Source organism: Verticiella alkaliphila (assembly GCF_018904615.1).
Taxonomy (GTDB): Bacteria; Pseudomonadota; Gammaproteobacteria; order Burkholderiales; family Burkholderiaceae_B; genus Verticiella; species Verticiella alkaliphila.
This window is the reverse complement of the sequence record NZ_JADCNH010000002.1, coordinates 89,810-107,483: the sequence shown is the minus strand read 5'-3', so window position 1 is coordinate 107,483 and position 17,674 is coordinate 89,810. Positions and strand designations below refer to the sequence as shown.

At 68.1% G+C, this 17,674-nt stretch carries 18 protein-coding genes and 1 pseudogene; 13 read left to right on the top strand and 6 right to left on the bottom strand.

Annotated features, from left to right (window positions below; all coding sequences use genetic code 11):
- Positions 1-31: 31 nt before the first annotated feature.
- The gene (locus IMZ29_RS02085; RefSeq protein ID WP_216179835.1) at positions 32-1,315 is read right to left on the bottom strand and encodes an arsenic transporter; all 1,284 of its coding nucleotides are present in this window, start codon (positions 1,313-1,315) and stop codon (positions 32-34) included.
- A gap of 153 nt (positions 1,316-1,468) precedes the next feature.
- Between IMZ29_RS02085 and IMZ29_RS02080 the strand changes: the two genes are divergently transcribed.
- From IMZ29_RS02080 to IMZ29_RS02065, 5 genes and pseudogenes are all read left to right on the top strand, one after another.
- Entirely contained in the window at positions 1,469-1,948 is a 480-nt protein-coding gene (locus tag IMZ29_RS02080) for a MarR family winged helix-turn-helix transcriptional regulator (protein WP_216179833.1), read from the top strand.
- A 71-nt stretch (positions 1,949-2,019) separates the two neighbouring features.
- Positions 2,020-2,709 (top strand): annotated as a pseudogene (locus IMZ29_RS23155) (TolC family protein); the annotation flags it as partial.
- A 92-nt stretch (positions 2,710-2,801) separates the two neighbouring features.
- Complete coding sequence (locus IMZ29_RS23150) at positions 2,802-3,428, top strand: TolC family protein (protein ID WP_371820069.1); 627 nt, start codon at positions 2,802-2,804, stop codon at positions 3,426-3,428.
- Positions 3,429-3,463: 35 nt separating this feature from the next.
- Positions 3,464-4,693 (top strand): HlyD family secretion protein, encoded by a 1,230-nt coding sequence (locus IMZ29_RS02070; RefSeq protein WP_216179831.1) that lies wholly within the window; start codon positions 3,464-3,466, stop codon positions 4,691-4,693.
- Between the two features lie 3 nt (positions 4,694-4,696).
- On the top strand, positions 4,697-6,259 hold the full coding sequence (locus IMZ29_RS02065; protein WP_305852500.1) for a DHA2 family efflux MFS transporter permease subunit: 1,563 nt from the start codon (positions 4,697-4,699) through the stop codon (positions 6,257-6,259).
- 48 nt (positions 6,260-6,307) lie between these two features.
- On the opposite strand, the gene IMZ29_RS02060 is transcribed toward IMZ29_RS02065, so the two are convergent.
- A complete protein-coding gene (locus tag IMZ29_RS02060; protein ID WP_216179828.1) occupies positions 6,308-6,778 on the bottom strand; it encodes an Lrp/AsnC family transcriptional regulator in 471 nt (156 codons plus the stop codon).
- A 115-nt stretch (positions 6,779-6,893) separates the two neighbouring features.
- Here IMZ29_RS02060 and rarD point away from each other — a divergent pair, with 115 nt between their 5' ends.
- The 3 genes from rarD (at position 6,894) to IMZ29_RS02045 (ending at position 10,091) form a co-directional block, all read left to right on the top strand.
- Positions 6,894-7,844 (top strand): EamA family transporter RarD, encoded by a 951-nt coding sequence (gene rarD, locus IMZ29_RS02055; RefSeq protein WP_371820068.1) that lies wholly within the window; start codon positions 6,894-6,896, stop codon positions 7,842-7,844.
- 108 nt (positions 7,845-7,952) lie between these two features.
- Complete coding sequence (locus IMZ29_RS02050; RefSeq protein WP_216179822.1) at positions 7,953-9,176, top strand: MFS transporter; 1,224 nt, start codon at positions 7,953-7,955, stop codon at positions 9,174-9,176.
- Positions 9,177-9,353: 177 nt separating this feature from the next.
- The gene (locus tag IMZ29_RS02045; RefSeq protein ID WP_216179820.1) at positions 9,354-10,091 is read left to right on the top strand and encodes an ABC transporter substrate-binding protein; all 738 of its coding nucleotides are present in this window, start codon (positions 9,354-9,356) and stop codon (positions 10,089-10,091) included.
- An 18-nt stretch (positions 10,092-10,109) separates the two neighbouring features.
- Here IMZ29_RS02045 and IMZ29_RS02040 read toward each other — a convergent pair whose 3' ends face one another.
- Complete coding sequence (locus IMZ29_RS02040; protein ID WP_253206663.1) at positions 10,110-10,418, bottom strand: GNAT family N-acetyltransferase; 309 nt, start codon at positions 10,416-10,418, stop codon at positions 10,110-10,112.
- A 65-nt stretch (positions 10,419-10,483) separates the two neighbouring features.
- On the opposite strand from IMZ29_RS02040, the gene IMZ29_RS02035 reads away from it, so the two are divergent.
- Positions 10,484-11,059, top strand: coding sequence for a DNA-3-methyladenine glycosylase I (locus IMZ29_RS02035; protein ID WP_216179818.1), 576 nt, complete (start codon positions 10,484-10,486; stop codon positions 11,057-11,059).
- Here IMZ29_RS02035 and IMZ29_RS02030 read toward each other — a convergent pair.
- On the bottom strand, positions 11,022-11,987 hold the full coding sequence (locus IMZ29_RS02030; RefSeq protein WP_216179816.1) for a LysR family transcriptional regulator: 966 nt from the start codon (positions 11,985-11,987) through the stop codon (positions 11,022-11,024). The two genes, IMZ29_RS02035 and IMZ29_RS02030, sit on opposite strands and share 38 nt — an antisense overlap.
- A 93-nt stretch (positions 11,988-12,080) precedes the next feature.
- On the opposite strand from IMZ29_RS02030, the gene IMZ29_RS02025 reads away from it, so the two are divergent.
- Complete coding sequence (locus IMZ29_RS02025) at positions 12,081-13,283, top strand: MFS transporter (protein ID WP_216179814.1); 1,203 nt, start codon at positions 12,081-12,083, stop codon at positions 13,281-13,283.
- Here IMZ29_RS02025 and IMZ29_RS02020 read toward each other — a convergent pair.
- Positions 13,266-14,120: a hypothetical protein gene (locus IMZ29_RS02020; protein WP_216179812.1), complete on the bottom strand. Its 855-nt coding sequence runs from the start codon at positions 14,118-14,120 to the stop codon at positions 13,266-13,268. The genes IMZ29_RS02025 and IMZ29_RS02020 overlap by 18 nt on opposite strands.
- Before the next feature lie 165 nt (positions 14,121-14,285).
- On the opposite strand from IMZ29_RS02020, the gene IMZ29_RS02015 reads away from it, so the two are divergent.
- From IMZ29_RS02015 to IMZ29_RS02005, 3 genes are all read left to right on the top strand, one after another.
- Positions 14,286-14,687, top strand: a complete 402-nt coding sequence (locus IMZ29_RS02015) for a DUF4878 domain-containing protein (RefSeq protein ID WP_216179810.1) — start codon at positions 14,286-14,288, stop codon at positions 14,685-14,687.
- A complete protein-coding gene (locus IMZ29_RS02010) occupies positions 14,659-15,300 on the top strand; it encodes a YiiX/YebB-like N1pC/P60 family cysteine hydrolase (protein ID WP_216179808.1) in 642 nt (213 codons plus the stop codon). Before IMZ29_RS02015 ends, IMZ29_RS02010 begins: the two co-directional genes overlap by 29 nt.
- Positions 15,301-15,711: 411 nt before the next feature.
- A complete protein-coding gene (locus IMZ29_RS02005) occupies positions 15,712-16,686 on the top strand; it encodes a tripartite tricarboxylate transporter substrate binding protein (protein ID WP_253206661.1) in 975 nt (324 codons plus the stop codon).
- Between the two features lie 90 nt (positions 16,687-16,776).
- Here the strand turns inward: IMZ29_RS02005 and IMZ29_RS02000 are convergent, their stop codons facing one another.
- Positions 16,777-17,565, bottom strand: coding sequence for an SDR family oxidoreductase (locus IMZ29_RS02000; RefSeq protein ID WP_216179805.1), 789 nt, complete (start codon positions 17,563-17,565; stop codon positions 16,777-16,779).
- Positions 17,566-17,674 lie beyond the last annotated feature (109 nt).

Sequence of the window (17,674 nt, the reverse complement as noted above, 5' to 3'; positions counted from 1 at the left end):
GTTCTGAATAACAGGATCTGTCAAACAGAATCTAGATTGACAGCCGCAGCGCCAGCGCCGCCAGCGTCACCGCCAGCACCGGGACGGTAGTGATGAGGCCGATGCGGCAATATGCCCCCCAGGTGATCGTGAAGCCCTTCTTGGCGAGCACGTGCAGCCACAGCAGCGTGGCGAGCGAGCCGATGGGGGTGATCTTGGGGCCCAGATCGCAACCGATCACGTTGGCGTAGATCATCGCCTCGCGCACGACGCCATTCACATCCGCGACATGGATGGACAACGCCCCCACCAGCGTGGCGGGCAGGTTGTTCATGATGGACGACAGGATGGCCGCGAGAAAACCCGTGCCCAGCGAGGCCGTCCATACCCCGCCCTCAGCGAAGCGCTCGAGCAAGCCCGCGATGGCGTCGGTGAGGCCGGCGTTGCGCAGGCCGTAGACGACCAGATACATGCCGAGCGAGAAGATCACGATCTGCCAGGGCGCCTCGCGCAGCACGCGGCGCGTGCTGATGACGTGGCCACGAGCCGCCACCGCGAGCAGGATCGCCGCACCGGCGGCCGCCACCGCGCTCACCGGCACGCCCAAAGGCTCCAGGCCGAAGAAGCCGGCGAGCAGCAGCACGAGCACCACCCAGCCGGCGCGGAAGGTGGCCGGATCGCGGATGGCCTCGGCCGGGTGGCGCACGTGTGTCGGGTCATAGCGCACGGGGATGTCGCGGCGAAACACCAGGAAGAGCACGACGAGCGAGGCGGCCACCGCCGCCAGGTTGACCGGCACCATGACGCTCGCATAGCGATCAAAGCCGATCCCGAAGAAATCCGCCGACACGATGTTCACGAGATTGGACACCGTGAGCGGCAGGCTGGCGGCATCCGCGATGAAGCCCGCCGCCATGACGAAGGCGAGCGTGGCTGCCGCGCCATAGCCCAGCGCCGCCAGCATCGCCATCACGATGGGCGTGAGGATGAGCGCGGCGCCGTCGTTGGCGAAGAAGGCGGAGACCAACGCCCCCAGCAGGATGACGAGCGCAAAGAGCAACCGCCCTCGCCCGCCTGCCAACCGCGCCACGTGCAGTGCGGCCCACTCGAAGAAGCCTGAGGCGTCCAGGACCAGGCTGATGACGATGATGGCGATGAAGGCCGCGGTGGCGTTCCAGACGACCTGCCAGACATCCGCGATGTCGTGCGGGTGGACCACGCCGGTGGCCAACGCAAGCCCCGCGCCGATCAAGGCGCTCCAGCCGATGCCCAGCCCGCGCGGCTGCCAGATGACGAGAACCAGGGTGAAGACGAAGATAGCGGCAGCGGCGAGCATGGCGGATGGCGCAGACGCCGGCAGCGGCACGGGGTGCTGCGCGGGCCCGGCCCAAGGCAGGGAGGATCGGGCGTGGGCCCGGGGCGGCCATTATGGTCGCTGCAGCGCAACACGTCCATTGCCAATTCGCTGCCTAGTCAGTTAATATGCGGCATGGCATCTTCCTCCGCACCCACCCGCACGCCCGGTCCCTATCGGGGCGACGCCCTCGTGGCCGAAGAAACGGTCGGCTATCTGGTCAAGCTCTTCTACATCTCCATGCAACGCGTGGTGGACCGGGAAATGGCACCACTGGATCTGACCGCCATGCAATGGCGGCCCATCCTGCTGCTGCACAGGGGGTTGGCGGATACGCCTGTCGAGCTTGCGCGCCTGCTGGACATCGACACGGGCGCGATGACGCGCTCGCTGGATCGGCTGGAAGGCAAAGGGTTGCTGCGACGCGTGCGCAACCATGAGGATCGCCGCATGATCCGCATCGAACTCACCGACGAAGGCCGGGCACGCGCGATGCAGGTGCCGGATGCGCTGGCCGAAGCCCAGAATATCCACGTCCGGGGGCTGTCGGCCGAGGAGCTCGCCACGTTCAAGCATCTGATCCGGCGCATGATCGCCAACGGCGCCCCACCCTGACGCCCGTCGTCCACCTCGCGCCATTGACTTATTTAGCTGCCTAGGCAGTAACAGACCCATCAGACAACACCATGAAAGCCCGTCTGCTCCTTGCACCCCTGTTTGCCGCCGTCCTGGCCGCATGCGCCCCGATGCATTCCGGGCCCGTGCCAACGTCCCGTCTGGACGCGGCCACGGTGGGCGCTGTCGAGACGCCCGTGCAATGGCCCACCCACGCTTGGTGGCAGCGCTACGGCGATCCGCAACTCAATCGCCTCATCGACGCCGCGCTGGCCGGCAGCCCTAGCCTCACCATGGCGCAGGCGCGCATTGCGCAGGCGAATGCCGCCGTGGGCGAGGCCGAAGCCGTGCGACTGCCGCAAGTGGCCGCCAATTACTCCCTCACGCGCCAGCGCTACTCCGAGAACTATATCTACCCCGAACCGCTGGCCGGCTCCGTAGGCTCGGACAATCGCCTGGCCCTGGACGTGAGCTTCCAGCTCGACTTCTGGGGCAAGAACCGCGCGCTCTTCGAAGGCGCCGTCTCGCAGGCCCGCTCGGCAGAGGCCGAGGCGCAGGCTGCGCGCAACGTGCTGGTGCAGTCCGTGGCCACGGCCTACTACAACCTGCAGGACGCCTTCGCGCAGCGCGAGGTGCTGCAGAACACCATTGCGCAGCGCGAAGCCGTCACCAGGATCACGCGGGACCGCGTCGCGGCGGGCCTGGATACGCAGGTGGAAGTGCGCCAGGCCGAATCCGCGCTGGCCACCGCCCGCGTGCAGCAAGAGCGCAACGAGGCGAATCTGGAACGCCTGCGTCACCAGGTAGCGGCGCTGGTAGGGCCGGCCCCCAGGCGGGCGACGCCCTGCAGCCGGTGGCATTGCGCACGCCGGGCGCCGAGGCGCCGGCGAATCTTCCGCTGGAATTGCTGGGCCATCGCCCGGATGTGGTCGCCGCGCGCTGGCGCGCCGAGGCGAGCGGCTCGGCCATCGATGCCGCCAAGGCGAGCTTCTATCCCAACGTCAATCTCACGGCCTTCGTCGGATTGCTCGCGCTGGGCACCAACCGCCTCTTCGACAGTGGCAGCCGCACGGCGGGTATCGGCCCGGCGATCTCGCTGCCCATCTTCGACGCGGGCCGGCTCAACGCCAATCTGAACGCCCGCCGCGCGGACGCCGAGCTGGCCGTGGCCGACTACAACCAGACGGTGCTGGACGCCGCCCGTCAGGTGGCCGACACCGTGGGCGACATCCGCTCGCTGAACCGCGAGGCGCAGCACCAGCGCGAAGCGCGCGAGGCGATCCAGGCCGCCTATGACCTCGCCGTGCGCCGCTATGAAGCGGGCCTGGGCAACTACCTGACGGTGCTTGCCGCGCAAGATGCCGTCCTGGCACAGACCCGCCTGGACACCGAAATCGCCGCCCGCCGCCAGGTGCTGGACGTGCAGCTCGCCACCGCGTTGGGCGGCGGCTACGACGACACCATCGCGCCCACGCGCTGAATCCTTCTCCTCGACATTCGCCAAAGGCCCACGCCATGTCCGACACCGACAACGCCACGCCCCGTTCCCCCCGCAAGCGCCTCCTGATCGGCGCTGCCGTCCTCTTCGTCGCCCTGGGCGCCGCCTATGGCGCCTACTGGGGATTGGTCGCACGTCACTTCGAATCCACCGACGACGCCTACGTGCAGGGCGACCTGGTGCAGATCACGCCGCAGATCGCCGGCACCGTGATTGGCCTGCACGCCGACGACACCGACTTCGTCAAAGCCGGCGAGCCCCTGGCCGAACTCGACCGCGCCGATGCCGACGTGGCCCTGGCACAAGCCGAGGCCTCGCTCGCACAGACCGTCCGGCAAGTGAGTACTTTGTACGTACAAAACACCGGCCTGGCCGCGGACATCTCCGCGCGTGAAGCCCAGGCTCGCAGCGCGCGCTCCGAACTTGCCCGCGCCCAGAACGACCTGCGTCGCCGCCAGGCGCTGGCCAAATCCGGCGGCGTGAGCGGCGAAGAGCTGCTGCACGCGCAGTCGGCCGTGCAGAATGCCCAGGCGGCCGTCTCTGCCGCCGACGCGGCCATCGCCGCAAGCCGTGCCACGCTGGCCGGCAATGAGGCGCTCACCAGCAACACCACCGTCGCCGAGCACCCCAACGTGAAGCTCGCCTCGGCCAAGGTGCGCGAGGCCTACCTGAATCTGGCCCGCACCCACGTGCTGGCGCCGGTCTCAGGCTACGTGGCCCGCCGCTCGGCCCAGCTGGGCCAACGCGTGGCCGCGGGCGCGCCGCTGATGGCGATCGTGCCGCTGGACGGGGTGTGGGTGGATGCCAACTTCAAGGAAGTGCAGATCGGTCGCATGCGCATCGGCCAGCCGGTCACGCTGACGGCAGACATGTATGGCAGCAAGGTGGTGTATCACGGCACCGTGGCCGGTCTGGGCGCGGGCACCGGGAGCGCCTTTGCGCTGCTGCCCGCCCAGAACGCCAGCGGCAACTGGATCAAGGTCGTGCAACGGGTGCCCGTGCGCATCGCCCTGGACAAGGCCGACCTCGACGCGCACCCCCTGCGCCTGGGCCTCTCGATGGACGTGAAGGTGGACATCTCCGATACCAGCGGCCAGGCGCTGGCCCAGGGTGCGCGCCGCGAGCCTGCCTATGCCAGCGAAGCCTTCACGCAGGCCGATGCCCAGGCCAGCGCCGCCGTGGCCCGCATCCTCGCGGACAACGGGGCTGGTGTGCCCCGCATGGCGGCTGCGCGCAGCGGAGAATAAGCCATGGCCGCCGCCACCGCGTCAATGACGCATCCACCGCTCGAAGGCTCACAGCGCACGCTGGGCACCATCGCGCTGTCGGCCGCGGTGTTCATGAACGTGCTGGACACCTCGATCGCCAACGTGTCGATCCCCGCCATCGCGGGCGATCTGGGCGTGAGCGCGAGCCAGGGCACATGGGTCATCACATCCTTCGCCGTCGCCAACGCGATCTCGCTGCCGCTGACGGGCTGGCTCACGCAACGCATCGGCCAGGTTCGGCTCTTCGTCTGGTCGGTGGTGCTCTTCGTCATCGCCTCATGGCTGTGCGGCTTCGCCCCCAGCATCGAAGCACTGATCTTCTTTCGCATCCTGCAGGGCGCCGTGGCCGGGCCGATGATCCCGCTGTCGCAGACGCTCATGCTGGCGAGCTACCCCAAGGCCAAGTCCGGCACCGCACTTGCCCTCTGGTCCATGACCACGCTGGTGGCGCCCGTGGCCGGCCCGCTGCTGGGTGGCTGGATCTCGGACAACTATTCCTGGCCGTGGATCTTCTACATCAACGTGCCGGTGGGCATGCTGGCCGCCTGGGCCAGCCTGCGCATCTACCGCAACCGCGAATCGCCCACGCGCAAGCTGCCGATCGACCGCATCGGCCTGGCCTTGCTGGTGCTGTGGGTGGCGGCGCTCCAGATCCTGCTCGACAAGGGCAAGGAGCTGGACTGGTTCGCGAGCGGCGAGATCCAGATCCTGGCCGTGATCACCGTCGTCGCCTTCGTCTTCTTCCTCATCTGGGAGCTCACGGAGAAGCACCCCATCGTGGACCTGCGGCTCTTCGCACAACGCAACTTCACCACCGGCGTGGTGACCTTGTCGGTGGCGTATGGGGTCTTCTTCGGCACAGTGGTGCTGCTGCCGCTGTGGCTGCAGACCACGATGGGCTACACGGCCACGTATGCCGGCCTGGTGACGGCGCCCGTGGGCATTCTCGCGATCATCCTCACGCCGATCGTGGGCAAGCTGCTCGCCAAGCATGATCCGCGGCTGCTCGTGACCGGCGCCTTCCTGATCTTCTCGGCCGTGAGCTACCTGCGCTCGAACTTCAACACGCAGGCCGACATCACGACCATCGTGATCCCCACGATCCTGCAGGGCGCGGCGATGGCGGCCTTCTTCGTGCCCCTGGTGTCGATCACGATGTCCGGGCTCGCGCCTGACAAGATCGCCAGCGCCGCGGGACTGTCCAACTTTGTGCGCATGACGGCGGGCGCCTTCGGTACCTCGCTGGTGACGACGCTCTGGGACAGCCGCACTACCCTGCATCACGCCCAACTCACGGAGCACATCCAGACCGGCACGCTCGCCACGGACCAGGCGCTGGCAGGCATGCGTGCTGCGGGCCTGTCGGAGACGCAATCGCTCGCCACGTTGAACAACATGATCAACCAGCAGGCGGCCACGATGTCGGCCACGGACATCTTCTACATCTCCTCCGGCATCTTCCTGCTGCTGGTGGCCATGGTGTGGTTCGCCAAGCGGGTGAAGGCGCCGGCAGGCGCGCAGGAAGCGGCAGGCGGCGCGCATTGAGTGGTCTGCGGTGCATGCCGGTGCCAACGCGTCTGGCCCGGCACCGCCTCAATCCACGGGCACGGCCCCGCCCGTTTTCACGCGGTCCATCGCCACCCGCGTGGAGAAGCGGCGCACGTTGTCGTTGGCAAAGAAGAGCGAACGCGTGAGCTCGGTGTATTGCGCCATGCTGCGCACGAGCAACACCAGGACGAAGTCGCAGCCGCCCGCCACGTAGTAGCACTGCTGCACTTGCGGGCAGGCCAGAAAGGCGCGGCGCAGGGTGTCGAGGCGGTCCGGCCGCTCGCTCTCCACGTGCACCTCGGTGATGATGGTGAGCCCATAGCCCAGGGCATCGGCATCCACCTCCACGCGCTGGCCGCGGATGACACCGTCGGCGGCCAGCCGCTTGAGACGCCGGTTCACCGCCGCCGGTGACAGGCTCACCCGCTCGCCAAGCTCGGCCTGCGACATGAGGGCATCTTGCTGCACGAGCGCCACGAGCTGGCGGTCGTACGTGTCCAGGACAACAGAAGTCATCAAACAGGCTCCACAACGCAATGGGATTGCGTCCAACGGGGCATTTTTGCATCGATGCAAGCCGTCGACAGCAATAGCATTACGCTCTGCCCTGTCTTTCGCGTTGTCCCGCCCTGTGTCTGTCGCTCCCGCCTCCAACAGCCCCGCCGGTATTGCCCTGTCCCTCACCGCGTCGGCGCTGTTCGCGACGATGTATTACTACGCCACGCTGCTCGAGCCGCTGGGCGGTGAGCGCATCTTCGGCTGGCGCATCCTGCTCACGGCGCCGTTGCTCACCCTGCTCATCGTCCTCACCCGACAGACCCATCAATGGGTGACGCTGTGGCAGCGCTTGCGGGCGCGACCGGCGCTGTGGCCGGTCATGCCCGTGTCGGCCGCGCTGCTCGGGGTGCAGCTGTGGCTGTTCCTCTGGGCACCCATCAATGGGTACGCGCTGGACGTCTCCCTGGGTTACTTCCTCCTGCCGCTCACGCTGGTGCTGACCGGGCGCTGGGTGTTCGGCGAGCGGCTCTCGCGCTGGCAGCAGGTGGCCTGCGTCCTGGCCGGCATCGGCGTCGTCAACGAGCTTCTGTTCGCGCCCAGCATTGCCTGGCCAGCCTTCGTCGTGTGCCTGGGCTACCCGCTCTACTTCGGCCTGCGCCGCCACCTGCGCACGCCGCCGCTCGCCGGCATGTGGCTGGACATGCTGCTGTGCGTGCCGCTGGGCATCGCCTTCCTGGTGTGGTCGCCCGCCACCGGGGCCCTGCCCGCATCGAGCGCCTGGCTGCTCATCCTGGGCCTCGGTGCGCTCAGTGCAACGTCGCTCGCGTGCATGATCGCCTCCACGGCGCGCTTGAGTCTGGGCCTCTTCGGCCTGCTGAGCTATGCCGAGCCCGTTCTGCTCGTCGTCGTCGCCCTCCTGCTGGGCGAGCGCATCGCCCCTGCGCAGTGGCCGACGTATCTGGCGATCTGGTCGGCCATCCTGGTGCTCGTGGCGGCAGGCCTGCGTGACATCCGTCGACGCTCGCGCAGCCGCGTGGCGGCCGCACGCGGCACAGAAGCGGTCGCCCCGTCAGCGGGCGTGTGAACACGGCCACCCGCGCGGTGTCCCTGCCGCTCGCAGGGACGTGCGATGGTCATCACGACCCCAGGTGTAATATCCGGGTTTACCCTAGGTAGCACCCCGCTGTCCGCCATGTCTTCTGCTCTGCCGCCGGTCTCCTCGGCACCGCCCCCCGCCTCGCGTCATCCCGTCGGCCTCGTGCTGCTCGCCCTGGCCGTGGGCGGCTTTGCCATCGGCGTGGCCGAGTTCGCCGCCATGAGCGTGCTGCCCCACTTCGCGCGCGGCTTCGACCTGGACCCCGCCCGGGCGGCCCACGCGATCAGTGCCTACGCGCTCGGGGTGGTGGTGGGCGCGCCGATCCTGGCGGTGATGGGCGCGCGCTCGCCGCGCTGGCTGCTCCTGATCGGCTTCATGCTGCTCTTCGGCCTGGGCAACGTGGCGACCGCCCTGTCCACGAACTTCCCGAGCATGCTGGTGTTCCGCTTCCTGAGCGGCCTGCCGCACGGCGCCTACTTCGGCATCGCAGCCCTGGTGGCAGCCTCGCTCGTGCCGCTGCATCTGCGCGCCCGCTCCGTCGCCGCCGTGATGTCCGGGCTGACGGTGGCCACGATCGTGGGCGTGCCCATCGCCACGGCCATCACCCAGGCGCTGGACTGGCGCTGGACGTTCGGCCTCGTGGGCGCGCTCGCCCTGCTCGCGGCCATCCTCGTCGCGCTCTTTGCCCCGCGTGACACCGCGCGGCGCAGTGCCAACCCCTGGCGTGAGCTGGACGCCCTGCGCAACCGCCAGGTGCTGCTCACGCTCGCCATCGGCTGCATCGGCTTTGGCGGCATGTTCGCGGTGTACGCGTATCTCGGCTCCACGCTCGAGAACGTGACCGACGTCGAACCGTCGGTCGTGCCGTGGGTATTCGGCGTCTTCGGCCTGGGCATCACGATCGGCAACCTCGTGGGCGCGTGGCTGGCCGATCGCTTCGGCATGCGCTCGGCGGCGTGGGTGCTGCTCTGGAGCGCCGCTGCGCTGGCCGTCTATCCCTTTGCCATCGGCCGGCTCGACACCATGATCGTCGCCGTGTTCCTGGTCGGCACGCTGGGCGCCCTGCCCACCATCCTGCAGACGCGGCTGATGGACGTGGCGGGGGACGCGCAGAACCTAGCCGCCGCGCTCAATCACTCGGCCTTCAACCTGGCCAACGCCATCGGCCCGTACCTCGGAGGGCTCGCCCTGCTGCAAGGCGGGGGCTTTGCCTCGATGGGCTGGGTGGGCGTGAGCCTCTCGCTTGGGGGCCTGGCGCTCTGGGCGATGGCGAAGATTGACGCGCGCGGCTCGGCACTGGCCTTCGGCCGAGGCGTGTGAGTCGGGCGTGCGGCCGACGTCCACAGGCTAGCGCGGGAGCGCGCCGGAACACGCGCCAGCGCGCTCGACTCCTCGGACGCGGCTGAGGTTTCGCAACACCGACAGGCCCGGCATGGCGTACCATCCTCTGGTCACGCCATGCCGCGCGTTCGGATACACGCCCTCCCGGAGCCTCCCATGACTGCAGCCACCGCCGATCTCATCGCCGCCTTCGCCCCCACCGGCACCCTGCACGCGGCTATCAACACCGGCAACCCGATCCTGGCCCACGCCGATCCTGGCACGGGCTCGGCAGGCGGCGTCTCGGTGGACATTGCCCGCGCGCTGGCCGCCCGGCTAGGCGTCCCCTTGGCGCTGGTCGTGGTGGACGCCGCAGGCAAGTCGGTGCAGGCTGTGGAGTCGGGCGAGGCGGACGTGGGCTTCTTCGCGATCGACCCGGTGCGGGGTGCGAACATCGCCTTCACCGCGCCCTATGTGCTGATCGAGGGCGCTTATCTCGTGAAGAACGATTCCGCGCTGCAATCCAACAACGAGGTGGACCGCCCCGGCACGCGCGTCACGGTCGGCAAGGCCAGCGCCTACGATCTTTTCCTGACCCGCCACCTGCAGCAGGCCGAGATCGTGCGCGCACCCACCTCGCCCGCGGTCGTCGATACCTTCATCGCCGAGCAGCTGGACGTGGCTGCGGGCGTGAAGCAGCAGCTCCAAGCGGATGCCGCCCGCCTGGGTGGCCTGCGTCTGCTGCCGGGCCGCTTCATGGTGATCGAGCAGGCCATGGGCGTACCCAAGTCGCGCGGCGAGGCCGCGGCCCAGTACCTGCGCGAATTCGTCGAATCCCTCAAGGCCAACGGTGCGGTGGCACAGGCGCTGGAACGCCACCAGATCCAGGGCGCGTCGGTCGCCCCTGCGGCCTGACGTCCGACGCTTACGTCCTTACGCCACCAGGGCGCGGCCCTCCTCGGCCAGGAGATCCTGGGTGTCGGGATGCTTGCGCATGAAGCCGGCGAACATCGCGCACTGGGGGATGACCTTCAGGTGATGCTCTCGCGCATAGCGCAACCCGGCTTTCACGAGCTTGATGCCCAAGCCCTGGCCCTGCATCGCCTTGGGGACGATCGTGTGGGTGAAGGTGATCACGTCGCCGGCCAGGGTGTACTCGGCGCGCGCGACGTGGGTGTCGATCAGGATGGCAAAGCGGCTTTGCTCGGGCTGGTGCTGGACGGTGTGTGAAGAAGCGGACATCAGGGGTTCATCCTGTGAAAGGGGTGCGCTATCGTCTGCACCTTACCACTGGGAGGATGAGGCACATGGCGGATCACGGCGAGCGTTGCCGGTGTCGTTGGGCGGGCAATACGCAGCTCATGCAGGATTACCACGACCATGAATGGGGCGTGCCCGAATACGATTCGCGTGCGCTGTGGGAAAAGCTCATGCTGGACGGCTTTCAGGCGGGGCTCGCCTGGGTGACGGTGCTGCGCAAGCGCGAAGCCCTGCGGGCTGCGTTCGCCGGGTTCGATCCGGTGAAGGTGGCCGCGTTCGGCGAGGAGGATGTCACGCGGCTGCTGGGCGATGCGGGCATCATCCGGTCGCGCGCGAAGATCGCGGCCACGATTCGCGGCGCCCAGGTCTATCTGGACATGCAGGCGCGCGGCGAGGATTTCTCGGCGTTCTGCTGGCAGTTCGTCGATGGCAAGCCGGTCATGGGCGACGGCGTGACGCTACCCGTGAGCACGCCCCTGTCCGAGCAGATGTCCAAGGAGCTGAAGCGTCGCGGATTCTCGTTCGTGGGGCCGGTGATCGTCTACGCGTGGATGCAGGCGGTCGGCCTGGTGAACGATCACGAGATCACGTGCTTTCGGCGCCCGGAAACGGCGGCGGGCTGACGCGCCCCGGCTCGCGCATGCCCGCCACCGCAGGCAGGGCCTCACGCATGGCTTCCAGAAACAGGCGCAGCCGTGCCGGATAGAACCGGGCGCGGGGATACATGAGATACACGGGCAGCGGCGCGGGTGCCCACCCCGGGGCCAGCGCCACCAGGCGGCCGGCTTCGATGTCGGGCGCGACCAGCCAGGATGACAGCGCGGCCGCCCCGAGCCCGCGCACTGCAGCGTTGCGCAAGGCATGCAGGCTGTCGGTCATGATGCGGGGCTGGATAGCGAAGGCCAGCCGTCTGCCCGTCGCGTCATAGAGCACTACTTCGTCCCGGTAGTACGTCTGCAGGGCGAGCCAGGGCAGCCCCGCCAGGCCGGCCTGTGGATCGTGCGCGAGCTGTTCTGCCAGCGCCGGTGCCGCCACGACGATGCGCGGCACGTCCGCCACATGCCGGGCGATCACGTTCGGGTCTTCAGCCGCCCCAACGTGCACCGCGCAATCCAGATTGCGCCCCGTGAAATCCGGCGTCTGATCGTACAGCAGCCACTCCACCGACACGTGGGCATGACGGGTGAGAAACGTGCTCAACGGGCCGACGAGCTGGTCCTGGCCGAACGCGTGCGGGACCACCACGCGCAGGGTGCCGCGCGGCTCGGCCTGTGCGCCGTGCATGTCGTCCGCCAGCTCGTCCCAGCCGCCCAGGAGCGCACGCGCATGCGCGAGGCATCGCTCGCCCTCGGTCGTGAGCCGCAGCCGGTGCGTGGAGCGCTGCAATAGCCGCTGGCCCAACGTGCGTTCCAGCATCTGCAGCCGTCGGCTGACGGTAGGCTGGGTGGTCTCGAGCTGCACGGCGGCAGCGGACAAACTGCCCGCTTCGACGATGCGCACGAAGGTCTGCAGGAGCAGCAGACGATCCAGGGGAACCAGCGTGTCTTCCATACGCCGAGCGTATAGCAACTCTTCCTGAACCGCCACTTCCCGACCCCACCATCGAGACGGACAATGCGAGCCATCCCCCCACCCGACTCAATCATGTCCTCCATCTCCTCCCCCCAGGCGCCCGCCACAGGCAGCGCGCTGCCGCGCTCGCTGGTGCTGCTGCTCGCGACCGGCGCCGGCCTCGGCGTGGCCTCGCTCTACTACAGTCAACCCATGCTCGCCCTCGTGGGCGACGATCTCCAGGCTGGCACCGGTGCGCTCGGACTGGTTCCGATGATGACGCAGCTGGGATACGCCCTGGGTATCCTGCTGCTCGCCCCGCTGGGGGATCGCTACGACCGTCGACAGATCATCCTCGTGAAGACGGCCGTGCTGGCCCTCGCGCTGCTCGCGAGCGGACTCTCGCCCAACCTGCCCGCCCTGCTCGTGGCCAGCCTCGTCATCGGGTTGGCTGCCACGCTCGCGCAGGACATCGTGCCGGCTGCGGCCACGCTCGCCCCTGCCGAACATCGCGGCCGCATCGTGGGCACGGTCATGACCGGGTTGCTGCTGGGTATCCTGCTCTCGCGCGTGGTGAGCGGGGCCCTGGCCGGACAGACGGGCTGGCGCGCGGTGTTCATGGCCGCGGCAGTGATGATCGCCCTGGCGGGCATGGCGTTCTGGCGCGGGCTGCCCCGATTCACGCCGACTACGCGGCTGGGCTACGGCGCCCTGCTCGCCTCCATGGTGGCCCTGTGGCGGCAGTACCCGGCGCTGCGGCGGGCCGCCCTGGCGCAAGGCCTTCTGGCCGTGGCGTTCAGTGCGTTCTGGTCCACGCTGGCGGTGATGCTGCACGACGACTTGCATCTGGGCAGCGCAGCGGCAGGCGCCTTCGGATTGGCAGGTGCGGCGGGCGCGCTGGCTGCGCCGCTGTCTGGCCGGCTGGCCGATCGGCGCGGCACCGAGATCGTGGTGCGCCTGGGCGCCGCCCTGACGGCAGCGTCGTTCGCGGTGCTCACGCTGGGCAGCGGTCTGTCAGCCCAGGGACAGATTCTCTTGATTGCCGGCGCCACCGTGGGCTTCGACCTCGGCATGCAGGCGGCGCTCATCGCCCATCAGACCGAGGTCTACAGCCTGGATCCGGCCGCGCGCAGCCGCCTGAATGCGGTGCTTTTCACCGGCATGTTCGTTGGCATGGCGAGCGGCGCGGCCCTGGGCAGCTGGGTCCTCGAACACGCCGGCTGGACGGGCGTGGCCGTGCTCTCCACGGGTAGCGCGCTCGCTGCCCTCCTCGTGCGGCTAGCGCGCCGTGCCTGAGGCCGGGGCGCGCCCGTCGTCGGCCTGCATGGCGGCGGCCACGCGCTCGGACATCACTTCGTAGCGATACAGCAACGCCTTGCCGTCCGCGTGCTGGAAGAAGAAGCGCTCGGTGGTCTCTTCTTCCGCAAAGCGGGTGTCCATGTCCACCTGCATCAGCGGGATGCCGTCGTCGGAGGCCACCGTGTTGCGACGTTCTGGCGTACTCGTGCCACGCGCCCCCAGCACCTCAGTCACCCGGCGCATGGCGCTCACGAACCGTTCCTTCGTCACGCTCTGCTTCATACCGGGTGCGCCCGCGTCATAGATAGCGGCGAACTCACCGACGCCCACCTGTTCATGGAATCGGGCGATCGCCACCAGCACGGCCTGGCCGAATGCATCGTCAAAGTTGGGTTGCGCACCCACCAGCTTGCGCAACGCTGGCGAATCGATCTCATAGTGGAAAAGCCGCGGCTTGTCGCCCACCCGGGTGAGGTGAAAGGACTCCTCGCCCTTGCCCTTCTCGAACTCCGTCGCGTAGACGAGGCGCGTGAGTGCGGCGCCATCCACGGACTGCGAACTCTCGCTGCGCACGAAGGTGGTCTTGCGGCGCTCACCCAAGGCGCCCTGGATGCGCGTGAGCAGGCTGATGAATTCATCTTCCTTGGCCACTGCCTTCATCATGGGCGCGCTCTCGGCATACAGCTCAGAGAACGCACCCTTGTCGGCCTGGGCCTGGAAATGTGCCACGTAATCCTTCGAGGCCTGCTCGAAATTCTCGTTCTTCTGCCCACACGCGGCCACCGTCACCGCGATCGCGAGCATCCACGACACCATCCACGACTTGCGCAACATCCACCCCTTTTTTCGATGCAAAGACAGGCTCAGAGATCTGAGGACTGGCGACAGGTAGCAGGCAGCATGCCGGCAACAATGGACACATGACGATACAAACCGCGGACACGCACCAGTATCCGACTGGCTATCATGCGGCGGCCTCACCCATTCTCAGGAATTCTCATGCCCCTGCTTGTCCGGTCCCCTTTGCTGCTCATGCTCGCTTGCGCTGCGATGCTCACAGCGTGTTCGGGCGGCAAGCCGGAATCGGCAGTGGAGACGTTCTACGAAGCCGTGGCCAAGGGCGACGTGGACAAGGCCACGGCCCAGATCTCGTTCGCCAACGTGCCCGCCGATCGTGTGGTGCAGGCGCGTGGCAAGGTGCAGATGATCGTGGGCGAGATGCAGAACCGTGTGGAGGCCAACGGCGGACTGGACCGCGTGGAGATCCTGGAGACCACGATGGATGACACCCGCGAGAGCGCGCAAGTGCGCGCCCGCGTCGTCTTTCACAATGGCCGCGACGACACACAGAACCATCGCCTGGTAAAGGACGATGGCGATTGGAAGATCCAGCTGCGGTGAAGGCGCCAGGCTCGCGCTGGCGCGCAGCGCTCACCGCCTTCTGGATGGTGACGGCCGCGCTGTCCGGGGCCCGGCCCTGGCGATCGACGTGCCGGCACAGGCACGCGCAGGCGATCTCGTGTTTCGCGAAGGCACTGCAGGCGTGAGCGTGGCAGTCCTGAGCGTGGACGGCGGGCCCTACAGCCATGTGGGCATGCTGCTGGGCGAACCGGGGCAGTGGCAGGTGATCCATGCCACACCCGCGGAACTCCCGGGCCGGGCCGATGGCGTCGTCATCGACACCCTGGATTTCTACCTTGCGCCGGAACGCGCCGTGCAACACGCCATCTATCACGTGCAAGCCGACGACACGGCGCGTGCCGCAGCCGTGCGCGCCGCACACGCCCGGCTCGGCGAGCCGTTTCGACTGGCCGAGCCTGGCGGCGCTTATTGCACCGAGCTCGTCTGGTCAGCCTGGCAGTCAGCCGGCGTCGATCTGGACGTGACGTTCACGCCCCTCGCCCTGCCCCTGATCCCGGGCCGCTATCTATTACCGCGTGACCTGGCTGCCTCCGCGCGGCTGCAGGTACTGCCCGCACCGCAGGCGCAGGCACACCTGGCCATGACGCCATGACCGCAGGCGTGACACGCCGCCTGACATGAGCCACCGATGCGCCGAAACCTCACGGCAGACGCCATCGCAGCGCTTCCCATATCAAAACGCGGCATTTGACGACGGAATGCAACAGCACGCGCCACCGCGTTAACCCTGCCGATTCCCGTCATTCCCGTTCAAACATTCCTGCCGTTTTTGGGGATTGTCGCGGCGGCAGGCCTCCGTATGATGAACGGCCGGACTTTGGCCGCCGTGACGCCCCCGTACAGCACCGCTGAGGGGTCGTCGTCACGCGCAGGACGCAGGACCGGACCACCACGCGGGCCGTGGCGACACGGCGATAAAGCGCCGGCTGCAGCAGTGCAGCCGGTCACACAAGCCCCTCAAGGGCAGATACCCGCGCGTTGCATTCATCGCAGGAGGACACCCATGTTGGGCTTCACCACACTCGGCCGGCTCACCGGCACTCTCGCGCTCGTCTCCGCTCTGTGCGGCATGGCGGGCACGGCCGCGGCGGAAACGCCGCTCACCCTCGTCGTGCCCTATGGCGCTGGCGGCACCACCGACAATTTCGCCCGCATGCTGGCCCAGGGCATGAGCAGCGAGCTCGGCCGCCCGGTCATCGTGGAGAACAAGCCCGGGGCCAACGGCATCATCGGCGCCACCTACGTCTCGCGTGCCAACCCGGACGGCAACACCGTCCTGCTGGGCGGCACCGGCCCCATCTCGCTCAACGTGATGCTGCGCCCGAAGCTGCCCTACAGCCTGGAGAGTTTCGAGTCGGTGGCCATGCTGTTCGAAGGCATGCTCACCATCACCGTGCCCACCAAGCTCGGCGTGAACAGCATCCCCGAGCTGGTGGCCTACGGCAAGAAGAGCAGCACGGGCCTGCGCATCGGCACGTTGGGCCCCGGCAGCGTGACGGACCTGTACAACCTGGTGCTTGCCAAGGCGCTGGACGTGGAAGTCATGTCCATCCCCTACAAGAACAACCCGTCGGCCCTGATCGATCTCATGGGCGGCTTGGGCGACGTGACCACGGCCACGCCGATCGCCGTCATCGAACACCAGAAAGCGGGCGATCTGAAGATCCTCGCCCTCACCACGGAAAAGCGCGACCCGGCCTTCCCGGACATCCCGTCGGTGACCGAACTCGGCTTTCCGCAGCTGAAGGCCACCTACTGGACCGCCCTGCACGCGCCCAAGGGCACGCCGCCCGCCGTGATCGAGAAGCTCTCGGCAGCCGCCGTGAAGACGGTGCAATCCGACAGCTTCCGCGCCTTGCTGGCCAACAACGGCCAGATGGAGAAGGCCGGCGGCCCGGCCGCACTCGATGCGCAACTGAAGCAGGATGCCGAGCACTGGGGTGCCGTCATCCGCGAGAACAATATCGTTCTCGAGTGAACCAGGCCGCAGCGCGGCCGGGGCACTGCCCGGGCCGTGCAACGCAAAAGGCCGGCGAAAGCCGGCCTTTTGCGTTGGCGCATGCTGGCGTCAGTACGTGCCTGGGTAGGCGCCACCGTCCAGCAGCACGTTCTGCCCCGTCATGTAGGCGGCCTGCACGCTGCACAGGAAGGCGCACGTCGCGCCGAACTCTTCAGCCGTGCCGAATCGGCCCGACGGGATCGTCTTGGCGCGAGACTGCGCCAGCGCATCGGCCGATTGTCCCGACTTTTCGGCGCCGATGGCAAAGTTCTTGCGCAGGCGATCCGTGTCGAATGCGCCGGGCAGCAGGTTGTTGATCGTGACGTTGCGCGCGGCCAGACGCTGCTGGCGCGCGAGCCCAGCCACGAAGCCCGTGAGACCGCTACGCGCGCCGTTGGACAGGCCCAGGATGTCGATCGGCGCCTTGACGGCGCCCGACGTGATGTTGACCACACGGCCAAAGCCGCGCTCGGCCATGCCATCCACCGTGCGGCGCATGAGTTCGATGGGCGTGAGCATGTTGGCGCGCACCGCGGCCAGCCAGGCGTCCTCCTCCCATTCCCGGAAATCGCCGGGCGGGGGGCCGCCCGCGTTGTTCACGAGGATATCGACCTGCGGACACGCGCCGAGCACCGCGTCACGCACGGCAGGATCGGTGATGTCGCCGGCCACGGCGTGCACGGTGATCCCGGGGTAGGCGGCACGCAGTTCCGCCGCCGTAGCCTCGAGCGCGGCTTCGCCGCGCGCGTTGATGACGAGGTTGACGCCTTCGGCGGCCAACGCCTGCGCGCAACCCTTGCCCAGGCCCTTGCTGGCGGCACAGACAATGGCCCAGCGGCCGGAGATTCCCAGATCCATGGTGTGATGACTCCTAGAGGATGACGACGGTGAGGCCGTCATTATCGCGGAGCGGGCAGTGTTCACGACTAACGCATGGCGCTGCCTGCTGAGGAGCGCCATGAATGGG